20 protein-coding genes are annotated in these 22,300 nt (G+C 60.8%); 11 read left to right on the top strand and 9 right to left on the bottom strand.

Features of this window, described 5'->3' with window-relative positions:
- Positions 1 to 660: methyl-accepting chemotaxis protein (locus AB5Y80_RS03000; protein WP_368172504.1), on the top strand; the 660-nt coding region annotated here is incomplete at its 5' end.
- Positions 661 to 803: 143 nt separating this feature from the next.
- Complete coding sequence (locus tag AB5Y80_RS02995) at positions 804 to 986, top strand: hypothetical protein (protein ID WP_042015109.1); 183 nt, start codon at positions 804 to 806, stop codon at positions 984 to 986.
- Between the two features lie 73 nt (positions 987 to 1,059).
- Here AB5Y80_RS02995 and lpdA read toward each other — a convergent pair whose 3' ends face one another.
- From lpdA to ampD, 5 genes are all read right to left on the bottom strand, one after another.
- Positions 1,060 to 2,487, bottom strand: a complete 1,428-nt coding sequence (lpdA, locus tag AB5Y80_RS02990; protein WP_010675812.1) for a dihydrolipoyl dehydrogenase — start codon at positions 2,485 to 2,487, stop codon at positions 1,060 to 1,062.
- Between the two features lie 148 nt (positions 2,488 to 2,635).
- Positions 2,636 to 4,531 carry a pyruvate dehydrogenase complex dihydrolipoyllysine-residue acetyltransferase gene (gene aceF, locus AB5Y80_RS02985; RefSeq protein WP_103261549.1) on the bottom strand — a complete coding sequence of 632 codons (1,896 nt, stop codon included), beginning with the start codon at positions 4,529 to 4,531 and terminating at the stop codon, positions 2,636 to 2,638.
- 120 nt (positions 4,532 to 4,651) lie between these two features.
- A complete protein-coding gene (gene aceE / locus AB5Y80_RS02980) occupies positions 4,652 to 7,312 on the bottom strand; it encodes a pyruvate dehydrogenase (acetyl-transferring), homodimeric type (protein ID WP_319869360.1) in 2,661 nt (886 codons plus the stop codon).
- Between the two features lie 83 nt (positions 7,313 to 7,395).
- Entirely contained in the window at positions 7,396 to 8,160 is a 765-nt protein-coding gene (pdhR, locus tag AB5Y80_RS02975; RefSeq protein ID WP_010675815.1) for a pyruvate dehydrogenase complex transcriptional repressor PdhR, read from the bottom strand.
- A 276-nt stretch (positions 8,161 to 8,436) separates the two neighbouring features.
- The gene (gene ampD, locus AB5Y80_RS02970; protein ID WP_368153353.1) at positions 8,437 to 9,009 is read right to left on the bottom strand and encodes a 1,6-anhydro-N-acetylmuramyl-L-alanine amidase AmpD; all 573 of its coding nucleotides are present in this window, start codon (positions 9,007 to 9,009) and stop codon (positions 8,437 to 8,439) included.
- Between the two features lie 128 nt (positions 9,010 to 9,137).
- Here ampD and AB5Y80_RS02965 point away from each other — a divergent pair, with 128 nt between their 5' ends.
- From AB5Y80_RS02965 to yacG, 9 genes are all read left to right on the top strand, one after another.
- The gene (locus AB5Y80_RS02965; protein ID WP_042015101.1) at positions 9,138 to 9,608 is read left to right on the top strand and encodes a TIGR02281 family clan AA aspartic protease; all 471 of its coding nucleotides are present in this window, start codon (positions 9,138 to 9,140) and stop codon (positions 9,606 to 9,608) included.
- A gap of 3 nt (positions 9,609 to 9,611) precedes the next feature.
- Complete coding sequence (gene nadC / locus AB5Y80_RS02960; RefSeq protein ID WP_041213995.1) at positions 9,612 to 10,475, top strand: carboxylating nicotinate-nucleotide diphosphorylase; 864 nt, start codon at positions 9,612 to 9,614, stop codon at positions 10,473 to 10,475.
- A 310-nt stretch (positions 10,476 to 10,785) separates the two neighbouring features.
- Complete coding sequence (locus AB5Y80_RS02955; protein ID WP_257707072.1) at positions 10,786 to 11,220, top strand: prepilin-type N-terminal cleavage/methylation domain-containing protein; 435 nt, start codon at positions 10,786 to 10,788, stop codon at positions 11,218 to 11,220.
- Between the two features lie 3 nt (positions 11,221 to 11,223).
- Complete coding sequence (gene tapB / locus AB5Y80_RS02950; protein ID WP_319905427.1) at positions 11,224 to 12,930, top strand: PilB family type IVa pilus assembly ATPase TapB; 1,707 nt, start codon at positions 11,224 to 11,226, stop codon at positions 12,928 to 12,930.
- Between the two features lie 127 nt (positions 12,931 to 13,057).
- Complete coding sequence (locus AB5Y80_RS02945) at positions 13,058 to 14,299, top strand: type II secretion system F family protein (protein ID WP_319905426.1); 1,242 nt, start codon at positions 13,058 to 13,060, stop codon at positions 14,297 to 14,299.
- A 77-nt stretch (positions 14,300 to 14,376) separates the two neighbouring features.
- Complete coding sequence (locus AB5Y80_RS02940) at positions 14,377 to 15,252, top strand: A24 family peptidase (protein ID WP_368172503.1); 876 nt, start codon at positions 14,377 to 14,379, stop codon at positions 15,250 to 15,252.
- A gap of 18 nt (positions 15,253 to 15,270) precedes the next feature.
- Positions 15,271 to 15,885, top strand: coding sequence for a dephospho-CoA kinase (gene coaE, locus AB5Y80_RS02935; RefSeq protein WP_368172502.1), 615 nt, complete (start codon positions 15,271 to 15,273; stop codon positions 15,883 to 15,885).
- Between the two features lie 37 nt (positions 15,886 to 15,922).
- Positions 15,923 to 16,645, top strand: coding sequence for a cell division protein ZapD (gene zapD, locus AB5Y80_RS02930; RefSeq protein WP_010675825.1), 723 nt, complete (start codon positions 15,923 to 15,925; stop codon positions 16,643 to 16,645).
- Between the two features lie 10 nt (positions 16,646 to 16,655).
- Positions 16,656 to 16,850 (top strand): DNA gyrase inhibitor YacG, encoded by a 195-nt coding sequence (gene yacG, locus AB5Y80_RS02925; protein WP_039040499.1) that lies wholly within the window; start codon positions 16,656 to 16,658, stop codon positions 16,848 to 16,850.
- Between the two features lie 57 nt (positions 16,851 to 16,907).
- Here the strand turns inward: yacG and mutT are convergent, their stop codons facing one another.
- The 4 genes from mutT to AB5Y80_RS02905 form a co-directional block, all read right to left on the bottom strand.
- On the bottom strand, positions 16,908 to 17,312 hold the full coding sequence (gene mutT, locus AB5Y80_RS02920) for an 8-oxo-dGTP diphosphatase MutT (protein ID WP_171864957.1): 405 nt from the start codon (positions 17,310 to 17,312) through the stop codon (positions 16,908 to 16,910).
- A gap of 8 nt (positions 17,313 to 17,320) precedes the next feature.
- Complete coding sequence (locus AB5Y80_RS02915; RefSeq protein ID WP_368172501.1) at positions 17,321 to 18,505, bottom strand: tetratricopeptide repeat protein; 1,185 nt, start codon at positions 18,503 to 18,505, stop codon at positions 17,321 to 17,323.
- Positions 18,506 to 18,570: 65 nt separating this feature from the next.
- Positions 18,571 to 21,291 (bottom strand): preprotein translocase subunit SecA, encoded by a 2,721-nt coding sequence (gene secA, locus AB5Y80_RS02910; protein WP_041211791.1) that lies wholly within the window; start codon positions 21,289 to 21,291, stop codon positions 18,571 to 18,573.
- Between the two features lie 57 nt (positions 21,292 to 21,348).
- A complete protein-coding gene (locus AB5Y80_RS02905; protein WP_039040495.1) occupies positions 21,349 to 22,254 on the bottom strand; it encodes a M23 family metallopeptidase in 906 nt (301 codons plus the stop codon).
- Positions 22,255 to 22,300 lie beyond the last annotated feature (46 nt).

Below are 22,300 nucleotides of genomic sequence, written 5' to 3'. Positions count from 1 at the left end.
GCCGACGTCGCCAAGCAGGCCAACGAGCAGGCCGATGCGGGGGCCCAGGTCGTCGCCCAGGCCCGTCACGGCATCGTCGGCCTCTCCGGTGAAATCGAACAGGTCGCCGGGGTCATCGAGTCCCTGGCGAGCCAGACCGACTCCATCGGCAGCATCCTCGACACCATACGCAGCATCTCGGAGCAGACCAACCTGCTGGCCCTCAACGCCGCCATCGAGGCTGCCCGCGCCGGCGAGCAGGGCCGTGGCTTCGCCGTGGTGGCCGACGAGGTGCGCAACCTCGCCAGCCGCTCCGCCGCCTCCACCGCCGAGATCCAGGGCATGATCAACAGCCTCCAGGAACAGAGCGCCCGCGCCGTCAGCGCCATGGCCCAGGGCCGCAACCAGAGCCTGCGGGTGGTGACCCAGGCCGACGAGGCCAACGGCGCCCTCGACCAGATCACCGGACACATCACCCAGATCAGCGACATGAACATCCAGGTCGCCACCGCCACCGAAGAGCAGTCCAGCGTGGTGGGGGAGCTCAACCGCAACGTGGAGGACATCAACCAGCTCACCATGGAGACCGCCGATATCGCTCATCACCTGACCGAGTCAAGCCGCAACCTGCAGCACCTCTCCGGTGAGCTCGACAAGCTGGTCGGCAACTTCCGCCTCTGAGCGTCCGGCACCTCTTCCTGACCCGCACCAGGGCGCTTCGGCGCCCTTCTTCATGACCACGGCAAGCCGTGACGCACGGGGGATACGTCGTCTCCCACCGCCCTGCCACATGCCTCATAATCAGGAAAACGCGAGGAGGTATGATGGGCAAGCTGGTCGTGATGATAGTGCTGGGGGGGCTGCTCAGTGCCTGCAGCAGCGGGCCCGTGCGGGTGCACGGGGCCGATGTGAGCGTGGACGATACCCGGATCCGGGTCAGCGATGGGGATCGCGGAGGCGACGGTACCTTCTGCCCACCGGGACAGGCCAAGAAGGGGCGCTGCTGACCGCTGGGTGCCGAAAGACAGACAACAAAAAGCCGCTCCATGGAGCGGCTTTTCTTATGAAACGGGCAGAAGATTATTTTTTCTTCTTGGCCTTGGCATTCGGCAGGTCGGTGATGGAGCCTTCGAACACTTCGGCAGCCAGACCCACGGACTCGTGCAGAGTCGGGTGAGCGTGGATAGTCAGCGCGATGTCTTCGGCGTCGGCACCCATCTCGATGGCCAGACCGATTTCACCCAGCAGTTCACCGCCGTTGGTGCCCACGATGGCACCACCGATGACGCGGCCGCTCTCCTTGTCGAAGATCAGCTTGGTCATGCCGTCGGAGCAGTCGGACGCGATGGCACGACCGGAAGCAGCCCACGGGAAGGTGGCGACTTCGAAGTTCAGACCCTGTTGCTTGGCTTCCTTCTCGGTCAGACCCACCCAGGCCATCTCCGGCTCGGTATAGGCGATGGACGGAATCACTTTCGGGTCGAAGTAGTGCTTCTTGCCGGCGATGACTTCGGCCGCCACGTGGCCTTCGTGTACACCCTTGTGGGCCAGCATGGGCTGACCGACGATGTCGCCGATGGCGTGGATGTGGGCCACGTTGGTACGCAGCTGCTTGTCGACTTCGATGAAACCGCGCTCGTTGACGGCAACACCGGCCTTCTCGGCATCCAGCATCTTGCCGTTCGGCACACGACCCACGGCAACCAGCACGTTGTCGTAGCGAACCGGCTCGGCCGGGGCATGCTTGCCTTCATAGGAGACGTACAGGCCGTCTTCACGGGCTTCAACGGCGGTGACCTTGGTCTCCAGCATGATGTTGAATTTCTTGGCAACGCGCTTGGTGTAGATCTTGACGATGTCTTTGTCGGCAGCCGGTACCAGCTGGTCGGCAAATTCCACCACGTCGATCTCGGAGCCCAGGGAGGAGTACACGGTACCCATCTCCAGGCCGATGATGCCGCCACCGATGACCAGCAGCTTGCCAGGAACGGTCGTCAGTTCCAGCGCATCGGTAGAGTCCCATACACGGGGGTCGTCATGGGGGATGAACGGCAGCTTCACCGGACGGGAACCGGCAGCGATGATGGCGTTGTCGAAGGTGACGGTGGTCTTGCCGTCGGCGCCTTCCACTTCTAGGGTGTTCGGGCCGGTGAACTTGCCAAAGCCGTTAACAACCTGGACTTTACGCATCTTGGCCATGCCAGCCAGACCGCCGGTCAGCTGGTTGATGACCTTCTCTTTCCACAGACGCACCTTGTCGATGTCGGTCTGCGGGGCACCGAAGACGATGCCGTGCTCGGCCAGCGCCTTGGCTTCTTCAATGACTTTGGCGACGTGCAGCAGTGCCTTGGACGGGATGCAACCCACGTTCAGGCAGACGCCACCCAGGGTGGAGTAACGCTCGACGATAATGGTATCCAGACCCAAGTCAGCCGCACGGAAGGCAGCGGAATAACCGGCAGGGCCAGCACCCAGTACTACGACCTGGGTTTTGATTTCTTTACTCATCATGACCTCTTTGTCGTTCTTATATCCCCGGACAGCACAGTCTTATGCCAAACAAGGCCGCTGCAGCCGTGAAAAAAACGGGGCAAGTTTACAATCCTGTTAACGAAATGAGAAGCAAAAAGGGCGGGCTCTGGGCCCGCCCTCTCACTTACAGGACCAGTCGACGAATGTCGGACAACACACCACTCAGGGTGGTGATGAAGCGGGCACCGTCGGCGCCATCGATGACGCGGTGGTCGTAGCTCAGAGCCAGCGGCAGCATCAGGCGCGGCACGAACTCTTTACCGTTCCACTTCGGCTTCATCTCGGACTTGGAGACGCCCAGGATGGCCACTTCCGGCGCGTTGACGATCGGGGTAAAGCTGGTACCGCCGATGCCACCCAGGCTGGAGATGGTGAAGCAACCGCCCTGCATGTCGGCAGCGGTCAGCTTGCCGGCACGGGCCTTCTTGGAGATCTCGGCCAGATCGCGGGACAGCTCGTGGATGCCCTTCTTGTTGACGTCGCGAACCACCGGAACCACCAGACCGTTGGGGGTATCCACCGCCACACCGATGTGGATGTACTTCTTCATGATCAGCTTGCTGCCGTCTTCGGACAGGGCGCTGCAGAAGCGCGGATGGGCTTCCAGGGCCTTGGCGGCCGCCTTCAGGATGAACACCAGCGGGGTGATCTTCACGTCCAGCTTCTGCTTCTCGGCCAGGATGTTCTGCTCTTTACGGAACGCTTCCAGATCCGTGGTATCGGCTTCGTCGAACTGGGTGACGTGGGGGATCATGGCCCAGTTGCGGTGCAGGGCAGGACCGGAGATCTTCTGGATACGGGTCAGTTCCAGCTCTTCGACCGGGCCGAACTTGCTGAAATCAACCTTCGGCCAGGCCACGACGCTCATGCCGTTGCCAGTGCCGGTGCCGGCAGCCGGAGCGGACTCGGCGCGCTTGACCGCATCCTTCACGTAAGCCTGCACGTCTTCTTTGACGATGCGACCCTTGCGACCGGAGGCTTTCACCTTGGCCAGGTTGACGCCGAACTCGCGCGCCAGACGGCGTACTGCCGGGGAGGCGTGGACATAGGCGTCGTTGGCGACGAAATCGGAGGCGGCAGCAGCCTGGGCAACCGGCGCAGGAGCGGCGGCAGCCGGCGCGGCAGCAACGGGCGCTGCGGCAGGAGCCGGAGCAGCCACGGCAGCCGGAGCGGCACCCGCCACTTCGAATACCATGATCAGGGAACCGGTGGAGACCTTGTCACCCGCCTTCACCTTGATCTCCTTGACCACACCGGCGAACGGCGCAGGCACTTCCATGGAGGCCTTGTCGCCTTCCACGGTGATCAGGGACTGGTCGGCTTCAACCTTGTCACCCACGGCGACCATGATTTCGGTCACTTCCACTTCGTCACCGCCGATGTCCGGCACGTTGACGTCCTTGGCACCGGCGGCAACCGGAGCAGCGGCAGCCACGGGGGCAGCAGCAGGAGCCGGCGCGGCAACAGCGGCCGGGGCAGCGCCCGCCACTTCGAAGACCATCACCAGGGAGCCGGTGGAAACCTTGGCGCCGGCGGCGACCTTGATCTCGACCACGCGACCGGCGAACGGTGCCGGTACTTCCATGGAGGCCTTGTCACCTTCCACGGCGATGATGGACTGGTCGGCTTCAACCATGTCGCCCACGGCAACCATGATCTCAGTCACTTCGACTTCGTCACCACCGATGTCCGGCACGTTGACGTCCTGGCGAGCGGCAGCAGCAGGAGCGGCGGCCGGCGCGGCAGCAACCGGGGCAGCAGCCTGGACCGGAGCCGGTGCGGCAGCGCCCTCGGATTCGAAGACCATGATCTGGGAACCGGTGGCAACCTTGTCGCCCACCTTGATCAGGATCTCTTTGACGATACCGGCGGCCGGAGCCGGGACTTCCATGGAGGCCTTGTCACCTTCCACGGCGATCAGGGACTGGTCCAGCTCGACCTTGTCACCCACAGCCACCATGATCTCGGTGACTTCAACTTCATCGGCACCGATATCCGGCACCATAATCTGTTTGGACATTGCGCTTTATCCTCTTGCGTGCATCCGCGTGGCAGCCTGAGCATCACCACGCGCATCCCGCGTTATCCGTTTAAACCCAGGCAAGGTCGCGCCGGATACCCGGCGCGACACTCAATCCTCTTACGCGTACAGCGGGTTGACCTTGTCGGCATCGATGCCGTACTTGACGATGGCTTCGGCCACAACCTGCTTGTCTACCTCGCCGCGCTTGGCCAGTTCGGTCAGGGCAGCAACCACTACGTAGAACTCGTTCACTTCGAAGTGACGACGCAGGTTGGCACGGCTGTCGGAGCGGCCGTAACCGTCGGTACCCAGTACACGGTAGTTCTCGGTCGGAACGAAGGCACGCACCTGATCGGCGAAGGACTTCATGTAGTCAGTCGCAGCGATGGTGGCTTCGGAACCCAGTACCTGAGCGATGTAGGGCACACGCGCTTCGGCGGTCGGGTGCAACATGTTCCAGCGATCCGCGTCCTGACCGTCACGAGCCAGTTCGTTGAAGGAGGTGACGCTGAACACGTCGGAACCCACGCCGTACTCGCTGGCCAGGATCTGGGCGGCAGTGCGCACGTGACCCAGGATGGAACCACAACCCAGCAGCTGTACCTTGGCCTTGGTGCCGGCCACGGTTTCCAGCTTGTAGATACCCTTGCGGATGCCTTCCTCGGCGCCTTCCGGCATGGCCGGCATGGCATAGTTCTCGTTCAGGGTAGTGATGTAGTAGAACACGTTCTCCGGGTTCTCACCGTACATGCGGCGCAGGCCGTCCTGTACGATCACCGCCACTTCATAGGCGTAGGACGGGTCGTAGGAGATGCAGTTCGGGATGGTGTTGGCCAGGATGTGGCTGTGACCATCTTCGTGCTGCAAGCCCTCTCCGTTAAGAGTGGTACGACCGGAGGTCGCGCCCAGCAGGAAGCCACGGGCTTGCTGGTCACCGGCTGCCCACGCCATGTCGCCGATCCGCTGGAAGCCGAACATGGAGTAGTAGATGTAGAACGGGATCATCGGACAGTCGTTGGTGCTGTAAGAGGTGGCAGCAGCCAGCCAGGAGGACATGGCGCCCAGCTCGTTGATACCGTCTTGCAGAACCTGACCCTGCTTGTCTTCCTTGTAGTAGGAAACGATGTCGCGGTCTTGCGGGGTGTACTGCTGACCGTGCGGGCTGTAGATACCGATCTGGCGGAACAGGCCTTCCATACCGAAGGTACGGGCTTCGTCAGCCAGGATCGGGACGATGCGCTTGCCGATGGACTTGTCTTTCAGCATCACGTTCAAGGAACGCACGAACGCCATGGTGGTGGAGATTTCGCGCGCCTGTTCACCCAGCAGCGGACCGAAGGCATCCAGCGCCGGGATTTCCAGCTTGGTGGTGCTCTCGCGCAGACGGGTCGGTACATAGCCCTTCAGTGCGGCACGGCGGGCGTGCAGGTACTTGTGCTCTTCGGTACCCTCTTCGATCTTCAGGTACGGCAGGTTTTCCAGCTGCTCGTCGGTGACCGGCAGGTTGAAACGATCGCGCAGGTGACGCACGGAGCCCAGATCCATCTTCTTGACCTGGTGAGCGATGTTCTTGCCTTCGGCCGCTTCGCCCATGCCATAGCCCTTGATGGTCTTGGCCAGGATCACGGTCGGCTTGCCCTTGGTCTGTGCAGCCTTGGAGAAGGCGGCGAACAGTTTGCGGGGGTCGTGACCACCGCGGTTCAGGGCGAAGATCTCCTCGTCGGTCATGTCTTTGACCAGCGCAGCGGTTTCCGGGTAACGGTTGAAGAAGTGCTCGCGCACGTAGGCACCGTCACGGGACTTCATGGTCTGGTAGTCACCGTCCACGGTCTCGTTCATCAGCTGGATCAGCTTGCCGGAAGTGTCTTTCTTCAGCAGCTCATCCCACTTGCGACCCCAGATGACCTTGGTCACGTCCCAGCCAGCGCCGGCGAACAGACCTTCCAGCTCGTTGATGACCTTGCCGTTGCCGACAACCGGACCATCCAGACGCTGCAGGTTGCAGTTGACCACGAACACCAGGTTGTCGAGCTTTTCACGCACGGCAACGGTCAGGGCACCCTTGGCTTCCGGCTCGTCCATCTCGCCGTCACCCAGGAAGGCGTAAACGGTCTGCTCGGAGCAATCCTTGATGCCACGGTCGGTCAGGTACTTCAGGAAACGCGCCTGATAGATGGCGGCGATGGGGCCCAGACCCATGGAAACGGTCGGGAACTGCCAGAATTCCGGCATCAGTTTCGGGTGCGGGTAGGAAGGGATACCCTTGCCATCCACTTCCTGACGGAAGTTGTCCAGCTGCTCTTCGGTCAGGCGACCTTCGGCGAATGCACGGGCGTAGATGCCCGGGGAGATGTGACCCTGGAAGTAGACCAGATCGCCACCGTCCTTCTCGTTGCGGGCACGGAAGAAGTGGTTGTAGCAGACTTCGTAGATGGTCGCGGAAGAGGCGAAGGAAGACATGTGACCACCCAGGTCCAGGTCCTTCTTGGAAGCGCGCAGCACGATCATCATGGCGTTCCAGCGGATGATGGCGCGAATGCGGCGTTCCATTTCCAGGTCGCCCGGGTAAGCCGGCTCGTCGCTGGACGGGATGGTGTTGATGTAGTCGCGGTTTGCCTTGGCAGCCACGTCCACACCGCTTGCGCGGGCTTTCTCGGCCAACTGTTCAAGGATGAACTGAGCGCGTTGCGGACCCTCTTCACGCAGCAGGGATTCCAGAGAGGCAAGCCACTCCAGCGTTTCTATCGGGTCCACATCGTTCTTCAGGATATCAGACATGGCTGGTTCCTATGTTGTTGTGATTGCACGGCATTGCACGGCGAAGGGCGCAAGCATTCGACAATTAAGAAAGCCTTGTGGGATTAGTTTTCCTGCTGACGGATCCGACGCATGGATCGCTGGATCCGGCTGTCTTCCCTCTGCATATCCAACAAGGTGTCCTCGATAAAGGCCAGGTGCTCATGACAAGCAGCCCTGGCCCGCTCCGGAGCCCCCGACAGGATAGCCTCGATCAGGCTCGCACGATGGCGACGGATCTTGGCGACCACTCCCGGACGGCGATTCAAAATTTCGTTATTGCGTAAAATGTTCTGCTCGAGCATGGGGCCCATGGCCCGCAACAGGTGCAGCAGCACCACGTTGTGGGAGGCCTCGGCCACGGCCAGATAGAACTGGGTCACGGCGGCCGATTCGACCACCAGCGACCCTTGCTGACCGGCTTCTTCGATGGCGGCTTGCGCCAGGCGAATCCGTTCGAAATCAGCCTCGGTGCCCCGCAGCGCCGCATAGTAGGCACAGATGCCTTCCAGCGCGTGACGAAACTCCAGCAGGTCGTACTGGGCTTCCGGGTGAGTGCTGAGCAGTTCGAACAGGGGGTCGGCGATCCCCTTGCTCAGGGCATTTTGTACGTAAGTGCCACCGCCCTGACGACGATACAAGAGTCCTCTCGCTTCCAGGCGCTGGATGGCTTCGCGCAAGGAAGGGCGCGACACCTGAAACTGGATGGCGAGTTCCCGCTCGGGCGGCAACTTCTGGCCCGGCTGCAGGCTGCCTTCCAGAATCATGCTTTCCAGCTCGGCGACAATGGCGTCGGCCAGCTTGGGCTGAGTTATCTTGATATAGGGCATGAGGCTACTTTGTTAAATTGGTATTACCAATTTTATGGTTGGGGCGAAAATTAGCAGAGGGCTTGAAAAAAGTCCACCCAAAAGATGATCTGAATCAAGAAGCTCGGTTGCCACTTTGGGGGTGAAAACGCGGAATCATGACATAGCTCATAGAAAATGGTCTGACCAATATTTGTGAACTTGCTCACCGATAACATTTGGCCAACAACATGAAAAATGGCTTGCCAGACAAGGCAAGCCATTGATTCTAAAAACACAAAATAATTTTTAGATTTTTCACTCAAAGTGAAGCTTTTCCCGATAGCGAGGCCATTCGAAACTCTCACCCGGATCCGTCTTGCGGCCCGGCGCGATGTCGCAGTGGCCGACGATACGGTCCGCCGTGATGGCGGGATAACGGTGAACAATCGCCCGGCTGAGGTCCGACAGCACCTCGTATTGCTTGTCGCTGTAGGGAAGCTCGTCGGTTCCTTCCAGTTCGATCCCGATGGAAAAATCGTTGCACGCCTCCCTCCCCTCCCAGCTCGAAACTCCCGCATGCCATGCCCTGGCGCCAAAAGGCACGTACTGTACCAGTTCCCCATCGCGGCGGATCAGGCAGTGGGCCGAGACCCTCAGTTGGTGAATACCGGCGAAATAGGGGTGAGCACCGGGATCGAGGCGCCCCAGAAACAGATCGTCGATAAAGGGGCCACCAAACTGCCCGGGGGGCAGGCTGATGCCGTGTATCACCAACAAGGAGACATCCTCCGGGCTGAGCCTCTCATTGTGATGGGGGGAAGGCACCTTGCGGGCCTGCTCGCACCATCCTTCTCGATCGATGGAAAACAGGGTTGTGGGTTGTGTCATCGTCTGCTCGACTCACAAATGGAAGCGATGTGCCTCTGGCGGGATGGGAAAACTGGGAACAAGTCTCTGAATTCATGGATAACGCTATGTTAGGCTGAGCCATTCACTCGCGCGATATGGGACACACTATGCACCCGATGGCACGCCGTCTCTGGCTGCTCGCCTGGCTCTCGCTGCTGGGTCTGCTGACCCTCTACTTTCATGGCCGTGAACAACCGTCGGTGACCGCCAGCGGCGATCTGCTGCTCAGGGCCGATGCCAGCGGCCATTATCGTCTGGAGGGTGCCATCAACGACCAGCCGGTGCAACTGCTGCTGGACACAGGAGCAACCCGGGTGACCATACCGAGCCAGGTGGCCGCCCGGCTCGGCCTCGTCGCCACGGGCCGTAGCCGTGTCAACACGGCAGCCGGAGAGATCCAGGTCGAAACCGGCCGGATCGAAAGTCTGGCGATGGGTCCGCTGACCCTGTACGATTTGTCCGTCTTTATCAATCCGGCTGCCGACGGGGAGGAGATCCTGGTGGGCATGAATGCCCTGGGCAGGCTGGAATTGCGCCAGAAAGACAGGCAATTGCTTCTCAGACCCTTGCAGGAATAAGGCATGTTACAACAGGACATCCGCCGCGCCGTGCGCGCCGCACTTCTCGAAGACTTGGGCGATGCCCTCACCGCGCTGGATCAACCGGATGCCAGCGCCGACATCACGGCCCAGCTGATCCCGGCCGATCGCATCTCGACCGCGCGAGTCATCACCCGCGAGGCGGGCGTCTTCTGCGGCCAGCCCTGGGTCGACGAGGTGTTTGCCCAGCTCGGTGGCGAAGTGAAGGTCGAGTGGAAAGTGCAAGATGGTGAACGCCTTGCCCCCAATCAGGAGCTGTTCCGCCTCCATGGCCCCGCCCGCGTACTGCTGACCGGCGAGCGCAATGCGCTGAACTTCGTGCAGACCCTTTCCGGGGTCGCCACCCTGACCGCCCGTTATGTAGCCGAGCTGGAAGGCACTGACTGCCGCCTGCTCGATACCCGCAAGACCCTGCCCGGCCTGCGCAGCGCCCAGAAGTATGCGGTCACCTGCGGCGGCGGCAAAAACCACCGCATCGGTCTGTTTGATGCCTACCTCATCAAGGAGAACCACATTCTCGCCTGCGGCGGCATCGCTGAAGCAATCAGCGAAGCGCGCCGTCTCAATCCGGACAAACCGGTGGAAGTCGAGGTCGAATCCCTGGCCGAGCTGGAGCAGGCCCTGGCCGCACGGGCCGACATCGTGATGCTGGACAACTTCGACATCCCCATGATGCAGGAAGCCGTTCGCCTCAATCAGGGCAGAGCCAAGCTGGAAGTCTCCGGCAACGTCACCCTCGATACCCTTGCCGGATACGCCGCGACCGGGATCGACTTCATCTCGGTGGGAGCGCTGACCAAGCATGTGCGGGCACTGGATCTCTCCATGCGCTTTGTCGCGGCTTGAGCAAGCCCCATCCGTTGCTCGTGCCCAAAAATATTACAGGGCTCGAAACTTGCAAAAGGCGCCATCGGCGCCTTTTCTTTATGCAGGATCCCACGACATAAGGAGTGTGAAGATGGGCCCTCCCGCCTCATGACAAGTGCCAATGGAAGCCATTTAATCTTTGATTTTTCTACACATTTCACTAAATGACATAAAAGTGGCTAACAAGGTCCCCGCCTCTGTTGCCAACCCGAAGCGCTCGGATAAGATACCAGCGTGGATAGCATTCCACCGGTGCTTATCAGGAAACATGGAAAAAAGGATATTTCACATGAAAAGACAGTCAGGGTTTACGCTAATCGAATTGATGATCGTCGTTGCGATCGTCGCCATCCTCGCCGCCATCGCCTTGCCGGCGTATCAGAGCTATACCAAACGCGCCAAATTCTCCGAGGTCATTGCCGCTGTAGGTCCGGCCAAAACCGCCGTAGAAGTCTGCGTTCAAGGGTGGGCTGGTGCTTCTGCAGCGATTGGTGATAGTTGTGCAACAGCAGGTAGAAATGCAGTCTCTGGGGCCAGTGCACAAACCGATAATTTTGATAACGTCGCTGTTTCCAATGCTGGTGGCACCATTACCATTACCGGCACAGCAGCCGCAGCTCTGGATAATTCCACTTATCAACTGGTAACTTCTGGTGCAGTTACGCCTAATGGACAAGTGCTCTGGAATATTTCAGGGTCTTGTAAAACAGATGGTAAATGCTAACGCATGACCTCTAGCCTCAATAGCGGCCTGGCCACCAGCCTGGCCGCTTCTTCCCTCCTCAGTGAGCCGGACTCACAGCGCTATCTGAGCCAGGCCAAGGCGCAGCGCAAGCCCTTTGTCACCTTCCTGATTGAAAACGACATCCTCGACAGCAAAGCCCTCGCCGATTTCTGCGAGCTGGAATATGGGGTACCTCTACTGGATCTGGCGGCCTTCGATCTCGCCGAGATCCCGCAGAAATACCTCAATCAAAAGCTGATTGAAAAGCACCATGTCCTGCCCATCTACACCCAGGGGCATACTCTCTATATCGCCATGTCCGATCCGACCAATGTGTCGGCTCTGGAGGATTTTGGCTTCAGTTTTGGCCTGCACACGGAAGCCCTGCTGGTCGAAGAGAGCAAGCTGACCGCCGCCATCGGCAAGCTGATGGAGAGCGAGCAGGATAGCCTGGGCATGGATCATATCGACGAGGCCGAGATCTCCGAACTCGAGGTCTCCGACGAGAGTTCCCGCCTCGACGAGAGCGTCAACACCGCGGACGATGACGCCCCCATCGTCAAATACATCCACAAGATCATGATGGATGCCATCAAGCGCGGGGCCTCCGACCTACATTTCGAACCCTACGAGACCAAGTACCGGATCCGCTTTCGGGTAGACGGCATACTGCACGAAGTCGCCACGCCGCCGGTCAACCTGGCCAACCGCTTCGCGGCGCGCCTCAAGGTGATGGCGCGGCTCGACATTGCCGAACGGCGCCTGCCCCAGGATGGCCGCATCAAGCTCAAGATTTCGCGCAACAGATCCATGGACATGCGGGTCAACACCCTGCCCACCATGTGGGGCGAAAAGATCGTGATCCGGCTGCTGGACTCCTCGGCCGCCCGGCTCAATATCGATCAACTCGGCTTTGACGACCGGCAGAAGACGCAATACCTGCACGCCCTCTCCAAACCTCAGGGCATGATCCTGGTCACCGGCCCTACGGGGTCAGGCAAGACGGTCTCACTCTATACCGGCCTCAACATCCTCAACACCAGCGAGGTCAATATCTCCACCGCCGAAGATCCGGTCGAGATAAACCTGCCCGGCGTCAACCAGGTGCAGATCAATCCCAAGGCGGGGCTCACCTTCGCCAGCGCCCTGCGCTCCTTCCTGCGCCAGGATCCCGACATCGTCATGGTGGGGGAGATACGGGATCTGGAAACCGCCGAGATCGCCATCAAGGCCGCCCAGACCGGTCACCTGGTGCTCTCCACCCTGCACACCAACTCGGCGGCAGAAACGCTTACCCGGATGATGAACATGGGGGTGCCGGCCTTCAACATCGCCTCTTCGGTCACCCTCATCATGGCCCAGCGCCTTGCCCGCAAACTCTGCGATCACTGCAAGGCGCCGGAAGTGGTGCCGGAAGCCGAGTTGCTGGAGCTGGGCTTCACCCAGCAGCAACTGGCCGCTGGTTTGCGGCTGTTCAAGCCCGTGGGATGCAAGGAGTGCTCGGGAGGCTACAGAGGCCGGGTCGGCATCTATGAGATCATGCTGATGTCCGACAACATCGCCAAGCTCATCATGCAGGGAGCCAACTCGCTGCAGATTGCCGCGATAGCCCAGAAGGAAGGGATGCGCACCCTGCGTACATCCGGCCTCGAGAAAGCGCGTCTTGGCGTCACCAGTCTGGCCGAAATCAACAGGATCACCACCAACTGAGTTCGCAGTGCCCGAGTCATCTCGCCGGGTGAAGCCGCTGCCATCACCCCGATGACCTTCTTCAAGCCAAGATGAGCCGGACAGGCAGCAGCATCCGGCCACCGTCGCCCAATTGCAGGATGCAGTGATGGCCACATTAGCTCAAAAACGCAACGCACCGAAAAAAGTCTTCTCCTACCGCTGGCACGGCGTCAACCGCAAGGGACAGAAGGTCTCAGGCGAGCTGCAAGCCGACAGTATCACCACCGTCAAGGCCGAGCTGCGCAAGCAGGGCGTCAACGTCACCAGGGTCAACAAGCAGAGCCAGGGGCTCTTCTCCAAGGGCGGCGCCAAGATCAAGCCGATGGACATCGCCGTCATCTCCCGCCAGATCACTACCATGCTTTCCGCCGGCGTGCCTCTGGTGCAGAGTCTTCAGATCATTGCCCGCGGCCACGAGAAAGCGGCGGTGCGCGAGCTCATCGGCCAGATCGCCGCCGATGTGGAAACGGGCACCCCGCTCTCGGAGGCGTTGCGCCGCCATCCCCGCCACTTCGACGACCTCTATTGCGATCTGGTCGAGGCCGGGGAGCAATCCGGTGCCCTGGAGACCATCTACGACCGTATCGCCATCTACCGCGAGAAGAACGAAGCCCTCAAATCCAAGATCAAGAAGGCCATGTTCTATCCGTCCATGGTCATTCTGGTAGCCATCGTCGTCACCTCCATCCTGCTGCTCTTCGTCATTCCCCAGTTCGAGGATATCTTCAAGAGCTTCGGTGCCGAGCTGCCCGCCTTCACCCGGTTCGTCATCGCCATCTCCCGCTTTATGCAGGAGTGGTGGTACGCCATCTTTGGCGGCGCTGCTCTCGCCGTCTTCCTCTATGTGCGGGCCTGGCGAAAATCCCAGAAGGTCAGGGACAACACGGACAAGTTCATCCTCACCATTCCCGTGGTGGGCAACATACTGCACAAGGCGGCCATGGCCCGTTTTGCACGCACCCTCTCCACCACCTTCTCCGCCGGTATCCCACTGGTGGATGCCCTGGTCTCGGCGGCCGGAGCATCGGGCAACTATGTCTATCGCACTGCGACCATGGCCATTCGCAACGAGGTGGTGGCCGGCATGCAGATCAACGTCGCCATGCGCACCGTGGATCTTTTCCCCGACATGGTGACCCAGATGGTGATGATCGGTGAGGAATCCGGCGCCATCGACGACATGCTCTCCAAGGTCGCCGCCATTTTCGAACAGGAGGTGGACGACATGGTCGACGGCCTCACCAGCCTGCTCGAACCCATCATCATGGTGGTGCTCGGGGTGCTGGTCGGCGGCATGGTAGTAGCCATGTACCTCCCCATTTTCAAGCTGGGCTCTGTGATACACTGACCCCCTCGACAGAGGGCCGGGCGGTGCATTTCCCCCGGCCATCTGTCATCCCCGTTCCCGACACAAGCGATTGATCTATGGTGCCTTTGATCGAACTGGCCCAGGGCTTGCCCTGGCTCTATCTCTCCTTGATTTTCCTTTTCTCCCTGATGGTGGGCAGCTTCCTGAACGTGGTGATCCATCGCCTGCCCATCATGATGGAGCGGGCCTGGCATGCCGAATACAGCGACTATTTCGGTGACGGTGAAGAGACTCCTCCTGCAACCGGACGATACAACCTCATGGTACCTCGCTCCCGCTGCCCCCACTGCGACCACCCCATAGGGGCGCTGGAGAACATTCCCCTGCTGAGCTGGCTATGGCTCAGGGGGCGCTGCCGCAACTGCCACGCCCCCATTTCGGCTCGCTATCCCCTGGTCGAGCTGCTCACCGCCCTGCTGTCGGTCTCGGTAGCAGCCGCGCTTGCCCCCGGCTGGGGCACCCTTGCCGCTTTGTTGCTCACCTGGACATTGGTCGCACTGACCTTCATCGACCTGGACAAGATGCTCTTGCCGGATCAGCTCACCCTGCCCCTGCTCTGGGGTGGCCTGCTGTTCAATCTGGTGGGCGGTTTCGTGCCCCTGGCCGATGCGGTGGTCGGCGCCATGGCGGGCTATCTGGTGCTCTGGAGCCTCTACTGGGCCTTCAAGCTGCTGACCGGCAAGGAAGGGATGGGCTATGGCGACTTCAAACTGCTGGCGGCACTGGGCGCCTGGCTCGGCTGGCAAGCCTTGCCCATCGTGCTGCTGCTCTCTTCGCTGGCAGGCGCCATCATCGGCATCGGTCTCATCCTGCTGCGCAACCACCACCAGGGCAAACCCATTCCCTTTGGCCCCTATCTCGCCATCGCGGGCTGGATAACGCTGCTGTGGGGCGATAGCATCACCCGCTGGTATCTTGATGTCGTGCTCTAGCAAAAGGATCTCTGACCCATGTATGTAGTCGCAATCACTGGGGGAATCGGCAGCGGCAAGACCACGGTTGCCAACCGCTTTGCCGAGCTGGGCATCGAGGTGGTGGATGCGGACATCATCGCCCGCGAGGTAGTAGAGCCCGGCACCCCTGCTCTGGCTGCCATCGCCGCCCATTTTGGCCCGGATGTCGTTGCCCCCGATGGCCAGCTCGATCGCCGCCGGCTGCGAGAGCGGATCTTCACCGATTCGCAGGCCAAGGAGTGGCTCAATGCCCTGCTCCATCCCCTCATCCGCACCGAGATGCTGCGCCAGTGTGCGGCAACCCGCTCCCCCTACTGCCTGCTGGTCGTCCCCTTGCTGGTGGAAAACAGGCTCACTTCCCTCGCCGATCGGGTACTGGTGATCGATGTGGACGAAGCGACGCAAATCGAGCGTACCTGCCGCCGCGATGGCGTCACTCGGGAACAAGCCCAGGCGATACTGGCGTCCCAGGCGAGCCGCAACGAGCGCCTGGCGATGGCCGACGACGTCCTGGACAACCAGAGTGGTACGAGTGAGACCATCGGGCAGCGAATTTTCGCCCTGCACCAGACATATCTGGCATTTGCCTCTCAACAAGCCCACCAACTGTGAGTACACTAGGCCGGTTTATGGCTGGCCAGGATTAGGCATGATTTACGATTTTCCCCTCAATGAAAAAAGCCGGACCTATCTTCGTCTGGAGTCCCTGTTTTCCCAGATCCGCGACAATCTGGAGAGTGACCAGTCCTGGGCACATATCGCCTTCTTCAAGGGGTTGTTCGATTTGCAGGAGTTGCTGGAGCGTGGTGACCTGCGTGCCGATCTCATCAAGGATCTGGAGCGCCTCGGCCAACGCCTGAGCCACTGGGCCAGTCTGCCTGACGTCGATCTCGAGCAGATCCAGCGGATGCAGCAGGAGAGTACCCAGCTCTCCCGCAACCTGCTGAACTCCCCGCGCCCCGGCGCCCGTCTGAAAGAGGATCGCCTGCTCGGCTCCATTCGTCAGCGCTTCTCCATTCCGGGTGGTCTGTGCGCCTTCGATGTGCCGCAACTGCACCACTGGCTGGCGACCCCGGCCGTCACCCGCCACCAGCAGATGCAGCAATGGCTGAGTGACATCACCCTGCTGATGAACGCCATCTCCCTGTTGCTGCGCCTGTGGCGCGAGTCGGGCAACTTCAGCGACCAGGTGGCCACCAACGGCTTCTTCCAGGATACCGCCGAAGGGGCTGAACTGATCCGCATCCGTCTGGCGGGCACCCAGCCTTGCTATCCGACCCTGAGCGGCCACAAGAACCGCTTCGCCCTGCGCTTCCTGCCGACGACGGAACAGCAGATAGGCGACGTCTCCTTCCAGCTCGCCTGTTGTTGAGGAGCGCCCCATGGTGACCAAGGTAAAGTGCCCGACCTGTCAGAGCGAGATCGAATGGGGCCCGCAGAGCCCGTTTCGCCCCTTCTGCAGCAAGCGCTGCCAGCTGATCGACCTCGGCGAGTGGGCGGATGAACAGAAGCGCATCCCGGGCGAGATCAACCCGGATCTGCTGCCCGACCCGGAACAGGGCGATCCCTGGCAATAAACACTTCACGATCAAAAAAGGGCCCTCAGGCCCTTTTTCGTTGGTATCGATTCCCTTTCAGGCAAGCGAGGCCTGCAACCGCGCGACGATGGGGCCGTTGGCATCCGGGAAGCGGTATTCGTGCAGCGAGGCCAGTGGCACCCAGCGACACTCCTGCCCCTCCTTGCCAAAGGGCTCGCCGTGGAAGCGGGTCACCTTCCAGATATCCAGCAAGACCTGCTTGTCGGGGTAGTCGTGGTGCAGCTCCATGAAGGGGGCACAATCCTGCACCCGGATCCCGATCTCTTCCCACAATTCCCTGTCCAGCGCGGTGAGCAGATCCTCCCCCGACTCCACCTTGCCACCGGGAAACTCCCAGCGATCCCCCTGATGGCGATCGGCTGAGCGTTTGGCGATGAAGATATCGCCCCGTTCGTTCTCGATGACGCCCACCGCCACCCAGATCCGTTTCTTCTGTTCCATCATTGTCCTCAGCGTAAACACGGCAAACGGGCGATCCAGGGGGCAAGCCGAATGGCCTGCTGATCCCCCCGGGCCCTGAAGAGATCCTGCCCGACATGCTCATTGCCCGGCGGCGCAACCTGCGGCCAGGGCACCGCACCGGGCGGAGTGAAACAACGATCGTGTACCCGCGCGCTCTGGCGCAGATAGCGCCATAAACAGTCTCGCAAGAACCACTGGTCGATGTTCGGTGTTTCCATGGTACTGGGCTGATAGCTCGCCATCAGCGGCGCAAGGGGAGGCAGCACACCGGCCACACCGCCCCACATGCCGGCCAGCACCAGATCGGTGTGGCTCCACCAGTCACGCATGATATGGAACCAGCGCCCCGATGCAAGCCAGTCATCGACCGCCAGCCGCTCCCGCAGATTCAGCACGGAGTCCGCATCGCGCACAAGGAAGCGCCCCACTCCGGGATCATTGGCGACCAGGAAGCGCCAGCAGAGGCGCTGACGCTGGGATTGGCCATCGGGCTGCACCTTTATCTCTGCGCCATGTTCCTGCAGGCAGGCCAGAAACCCCTGAGGGACACTGCCATCCACATAGAAGCGCACCCGCCAACCGGGATAGAGGTAAGCTGCGGCCAGCACATTGTCGAGCGCTCCCCGCAAATAGCGAGGCTGTGCTCCCCACAAGGAGAAGGCGATGACTGCCTGCTTCTCCCCCTGCTCCGCGAGCCAGACATCAGGCCCCTCTGTCGGCAGCACCCACCCCGCGACGGACTGCGAGACGGCCTCATCCTTGAGAGTCAGGGCACGGGTTCCCGCTTGTGCCGCTTCTTCATGGCGTCCTAGCTTGGCAAGGGAAGTGCAAAGCCCGTCATGGACCAGATAATCATCCGGCTCGCGCCGCACCAGTTCGACCAGGTGCGTCACGGCCCGCTCATGTTGATCGGAGCGCGAGAGGCAGACACAGAGATTGCGCAGCACCTCAGTGTTATCGGGCGCGGACCGGTACGCCAGCGTCAGCACCTGTGCCGCCGAGGCGGGATCGCCGGACAAAAAGAGGTAATAGGCAAACTGCAGTTGCAGGGGAACGGATTTGTTCGTCTCTGCGTTCAGCCTGCTCAGCACACAACGGATCGCTTCCTGGCGTCTCTCCTGCAGCCAGTGCCCATGTGCCTCCCCATCCCATCCCGCCGGCAATCTGCTCATCGTCCCCTCCTTGGTCCGAAAATGAATACACCGCCCGGAGGCGGTGTATTCATCATGGCAGGGTGTCAGGTCAGCTGACCGTGACAGTGCTTGTATTTTTTACCCGAACCACAGGGGCAGGGATCGTTGCGCCCGATCTTCTGCTCGTCGCGCACGAAGGTGGTATGGCCCTCGGCCCCACCCGTATCCTCGTCAGCCAGCTGGTTTTCGGCCGTGGCATGGGTGTAGGTACGGGGAGCGGCTTCGGCCTGCTGGCGCTGCTGCTCTTCCATCGCCTCCACATCCCGCTCCTGCACCTGTACCCGGCTCAGGATGCTGACCACGTCGCGCTTGAGGGTCTCCAGCATCTGGGTAAACAGATCGAAGGATTCGCGCTTGTACTCCTGTTTGGGGTTCTTCTGTGCGTAGCCGCGCAGATGGATGCCCTGACGCAGGTGATCCATGGCCGCCAGGTGCTCCTTCCACAGACCATCCAGCGTTTGCAGCATCACCGCCTTCTCGAAGTTGCGCAGCACCTCCTTGCCGACCAGCTCTTCCTTGTGGGCATAGAGCTTGGTGGCTTCATCCAGGATGCGTTCACGCAGCTTCTCTTCATACAGCTTGTCGTCTTCCGCCAGCCACTGCTGCAACGGCAGATCCAGGGCGAAATCGGACTTCAGACGCGCTTCCAGACCCGGCACGTCCCACATCTCTTCCAGGGACTGGGGCGGGATGTACTCGTCGATGATGGCGCCGTAGACGTCGTCACGGATGACGTGAATAGTCTCGGAGATGTCGTTGGTGTCCAGCAGTTCGTTGCGCTGCTCGTAGACCACCTTGCGCTGATCGTTAGCCACGTCGTCAAACTCGAGCAGGTTTTTACGGATGTCGAAGTTGCGACCTTCCACCTTGCGCTGGGCATTCTCGATGGCCTTGGTCACCCAGGGATGCTCGATGGCTTCGCCCTCTTCCATGCCCAGCTTCTTCATCATGCCGGTCACGCGGTCGGAGGCGAAGATCCGCATCAGGGTATCTTCCATGGAGAGGTAGAAGCGGGAGGAACCCGGATCACCCTGACGACCGGAACGGCCGCGCAGCTGGTTGTCGATACGGCGGGATTCGTGACGCTCGGTACCGATGATGTGCAGGCCACCGGCCGCCAGTACTTCGTCATGACGCACCTGCCAGGCCGCTTTCAGCTCGGCAATCTGCTCGCTTGACGGGTTTTCCAGCTGGGCGATCTCCGCCTGCCAGTTGCCGCCCAGCACGATGTCGGTACCACGACCGGCCATGTTGGTGGCGATGGTGACGGCGCCGGTCTGGCCGGCCTGGGCGACAATCTCCGCTTCCATGGCATGGAACTTGGCGTTCAGTACCTTGTGCGGGATATTTTCCTTGGTCAGGATGCCGGAGAGCAGCTCGGAGTTCTCGATGGAGACGGTACCGACCAGCACGGGCTGGCCGCGCTTCACGCACTCGCGAATGTCCTGCACAATGGCCGCGTATTTCTCCTGGGCGGTCAGGTAGACGAGATCGCCCATGTCCTTGCGCACCATCGGCTTGTTGGTCGGGATGACCACGGTATCCAGGCCATAGATCTGCTGGAATTCAAAGGCTTCGGTATCCGCAGTACCGGTCATGCCCGCCAGCTTGTCGTACAGACGGAAGTAGTTCTGGAAGGTGATGGAGGCCAGGGTCTGGTTCTCGTTCTGGATCTTGACCCCTTCCTTCGCCTCGACCGCCTGGTGCAGACCGTCTGACCAGCGACGACCCGGCATGGTGCGGCCGGTGTGCTCGTCGACGATGACGATCTCGTCCTTCTGGACGATGTAGTCGACGTTGCGCTCGAACAGGGTGTGCGCGCGCAGGCCGGCATTGACGTGATGCAGCAGGCTGATGTTGGTGGCGGAGAACAGGGAGTCATCCTCGGCCAGCAGTCCCTCTTTCTTGAGCAGCTCTTCCACGAAGATCTGGCCGTTTTCGGTCAGCAGCGCCTGGCGGTTCTTCTCGTCCACCGTGTAGTGGCCGTCGCCGGTGTACTCCTCGGAGTCTTCCTTGTCCTGCTTGACCAGCAGCGGGATCAACTTGTTGATCTGGGTGTACATGGCGGAGCTGTCTTCCGCCGGACCGGAGATGATGAGCGGAGTGCGGGCTTCATCGATGAGCACCGAGTCCACCTCATCCACCAGCGCGTAGTTGAGCGGACGCTGTACACGCTGCTCCGGCGAGAATGCCATGTTGTCGCGCAGGTAGTCGAAACCGAATTCGTTGTTGGTACCGTAGGTGATGTCGGCAGCGTAGGCATCGCGCTTCTGGGATGCATCCATGCCGGGCACGTTGCAGTCCACCGTCATGCCGAGGAAGGCGAACAGCGGGCGGTTGGCTTCCGCATCACGCTTGGCCAGATAGTCGTTCACCGTCACGACATGCACACCGCGGCCGGTCAGGGCGTTCAGGTAGGCCGGCAGCGTGGCCGTCAGGGTTTTACCTTCACCTGTCTTCATTTCGGCGATGCGGTTGGAGTTCAGCACCATGCCGCCGATCAGCTGGACGTCGAAGTGACGCATGCCGAACACACGGCGGGAGGCTTCACGGACGGTGGCGAACGCTTCCGGCAGCAACTGCTCCAGTGTTTCGCCCTGCTCCAGACGCTGACGGTACTCGGCGGTCTTCGCCTGCAGTTCCTGATCGGACAGTGCCTCGAACTGAGGCTCCATCGCATTGATTTGTTTTACAATTTTGCGCAAAGCCTTGAGCGTTCTGTCGTTCCGGCTGCCGATAATCTTGGTGAGCAGTGTGCTAATCATGGGTACCAACTGTTTTGGTTATATAAGCGTTCCGTCACTGGAACCTGAAGAAAAAACCTAACCCCGTCTGGCATTCAGAAAGCGCGCGGGGTTGACCTGACGACCATCTTTCAACACTTCGTAATGCAAATGAACTCCGGTTGCACGACCGGTTCGCCCCATCAGGGCAATCTTCTGGCCCTCATCGACCAGGGTGCCCACATCCACCAGTAACTTGGAATTGTGGGCATAGCGGGTGACCAAACCATTGCCATGGTCAATCTCCACCATGTTGCCAAACTCCGGATGGCGCCCCGCCCAGCTGACAATCCCCTTGCCTGTCGCCAGGATGGGGGTGCCGGGCCTGCCGCGGAAATCCACCCCTTTGTGCATCTTGGCGCGACCGTTGAACGGATCGACCCGCCCACCGAAACCGGAGGAGATCCAGACACGCTCCTGCTTGACCGGTGAGCCGGGGATGAAACCCGCATCGGTGATATGGTGGTTCATGATGAAGGATTCAAGTACCGACAGCTGTTCTTCGCGGCTGCTGAGCTGACGGCTGAGGTGTTCCATGGAATCTTGCAGTTCACCCAGGCTGACTTCCAGGTCTGCATCGTAGGAAGGGCCGCCCATCGGGGGCAGCTCCTTGAAGTTGAACTCCTCGGGATCGAGGTCCGCCTTCTCGGTCAGGCGCTCGCCGAGGGCGTTGAGGCGACCAAGTTGTCCCTGCATGGTGCCCACCTGGGCGGCCAGCATGGCAAGCTGTTCGCGGGCTTCATCGGCCCCTTGCGTGGATTTTTGCTGCTGCGCCAGGGTCAGCGCCACTTCCAGCGCCTCCATTTTCTGCTGCCAGCTCTGCCAGAGCCAGCCGCCCCCCAAGGCCAATACAGTGAAGAGAATACCGCCGACCCAGGCCAGACGTTGTTTGGGTAAGTGCAACCTGCGGCGCTGCTTACCGTGGAGGATCAGGGTAATGCTCATAGAAATCTGTCTTCTCGGTCAGGTGAGGCCAAGGGCCTGCACGGGC

Origin of the sequence: Aeromonas sp. R2-1, from assembly GCF_040908425.1 — a bacterium.
In the GTDB taxonomy this organism is placed as follows: domain Bacteria; phylum Pseudomonadota; class Gammaproteobacteria; order Enterobacterales; family Aeromonadaceae; genus Aeromonas; species Aeromonas caviae.
The sequence above is the reverse complement of the archived record's forward strand: the minus strand, read 5'-3'. Positions and strand labels throughout refer to the sequence as shown.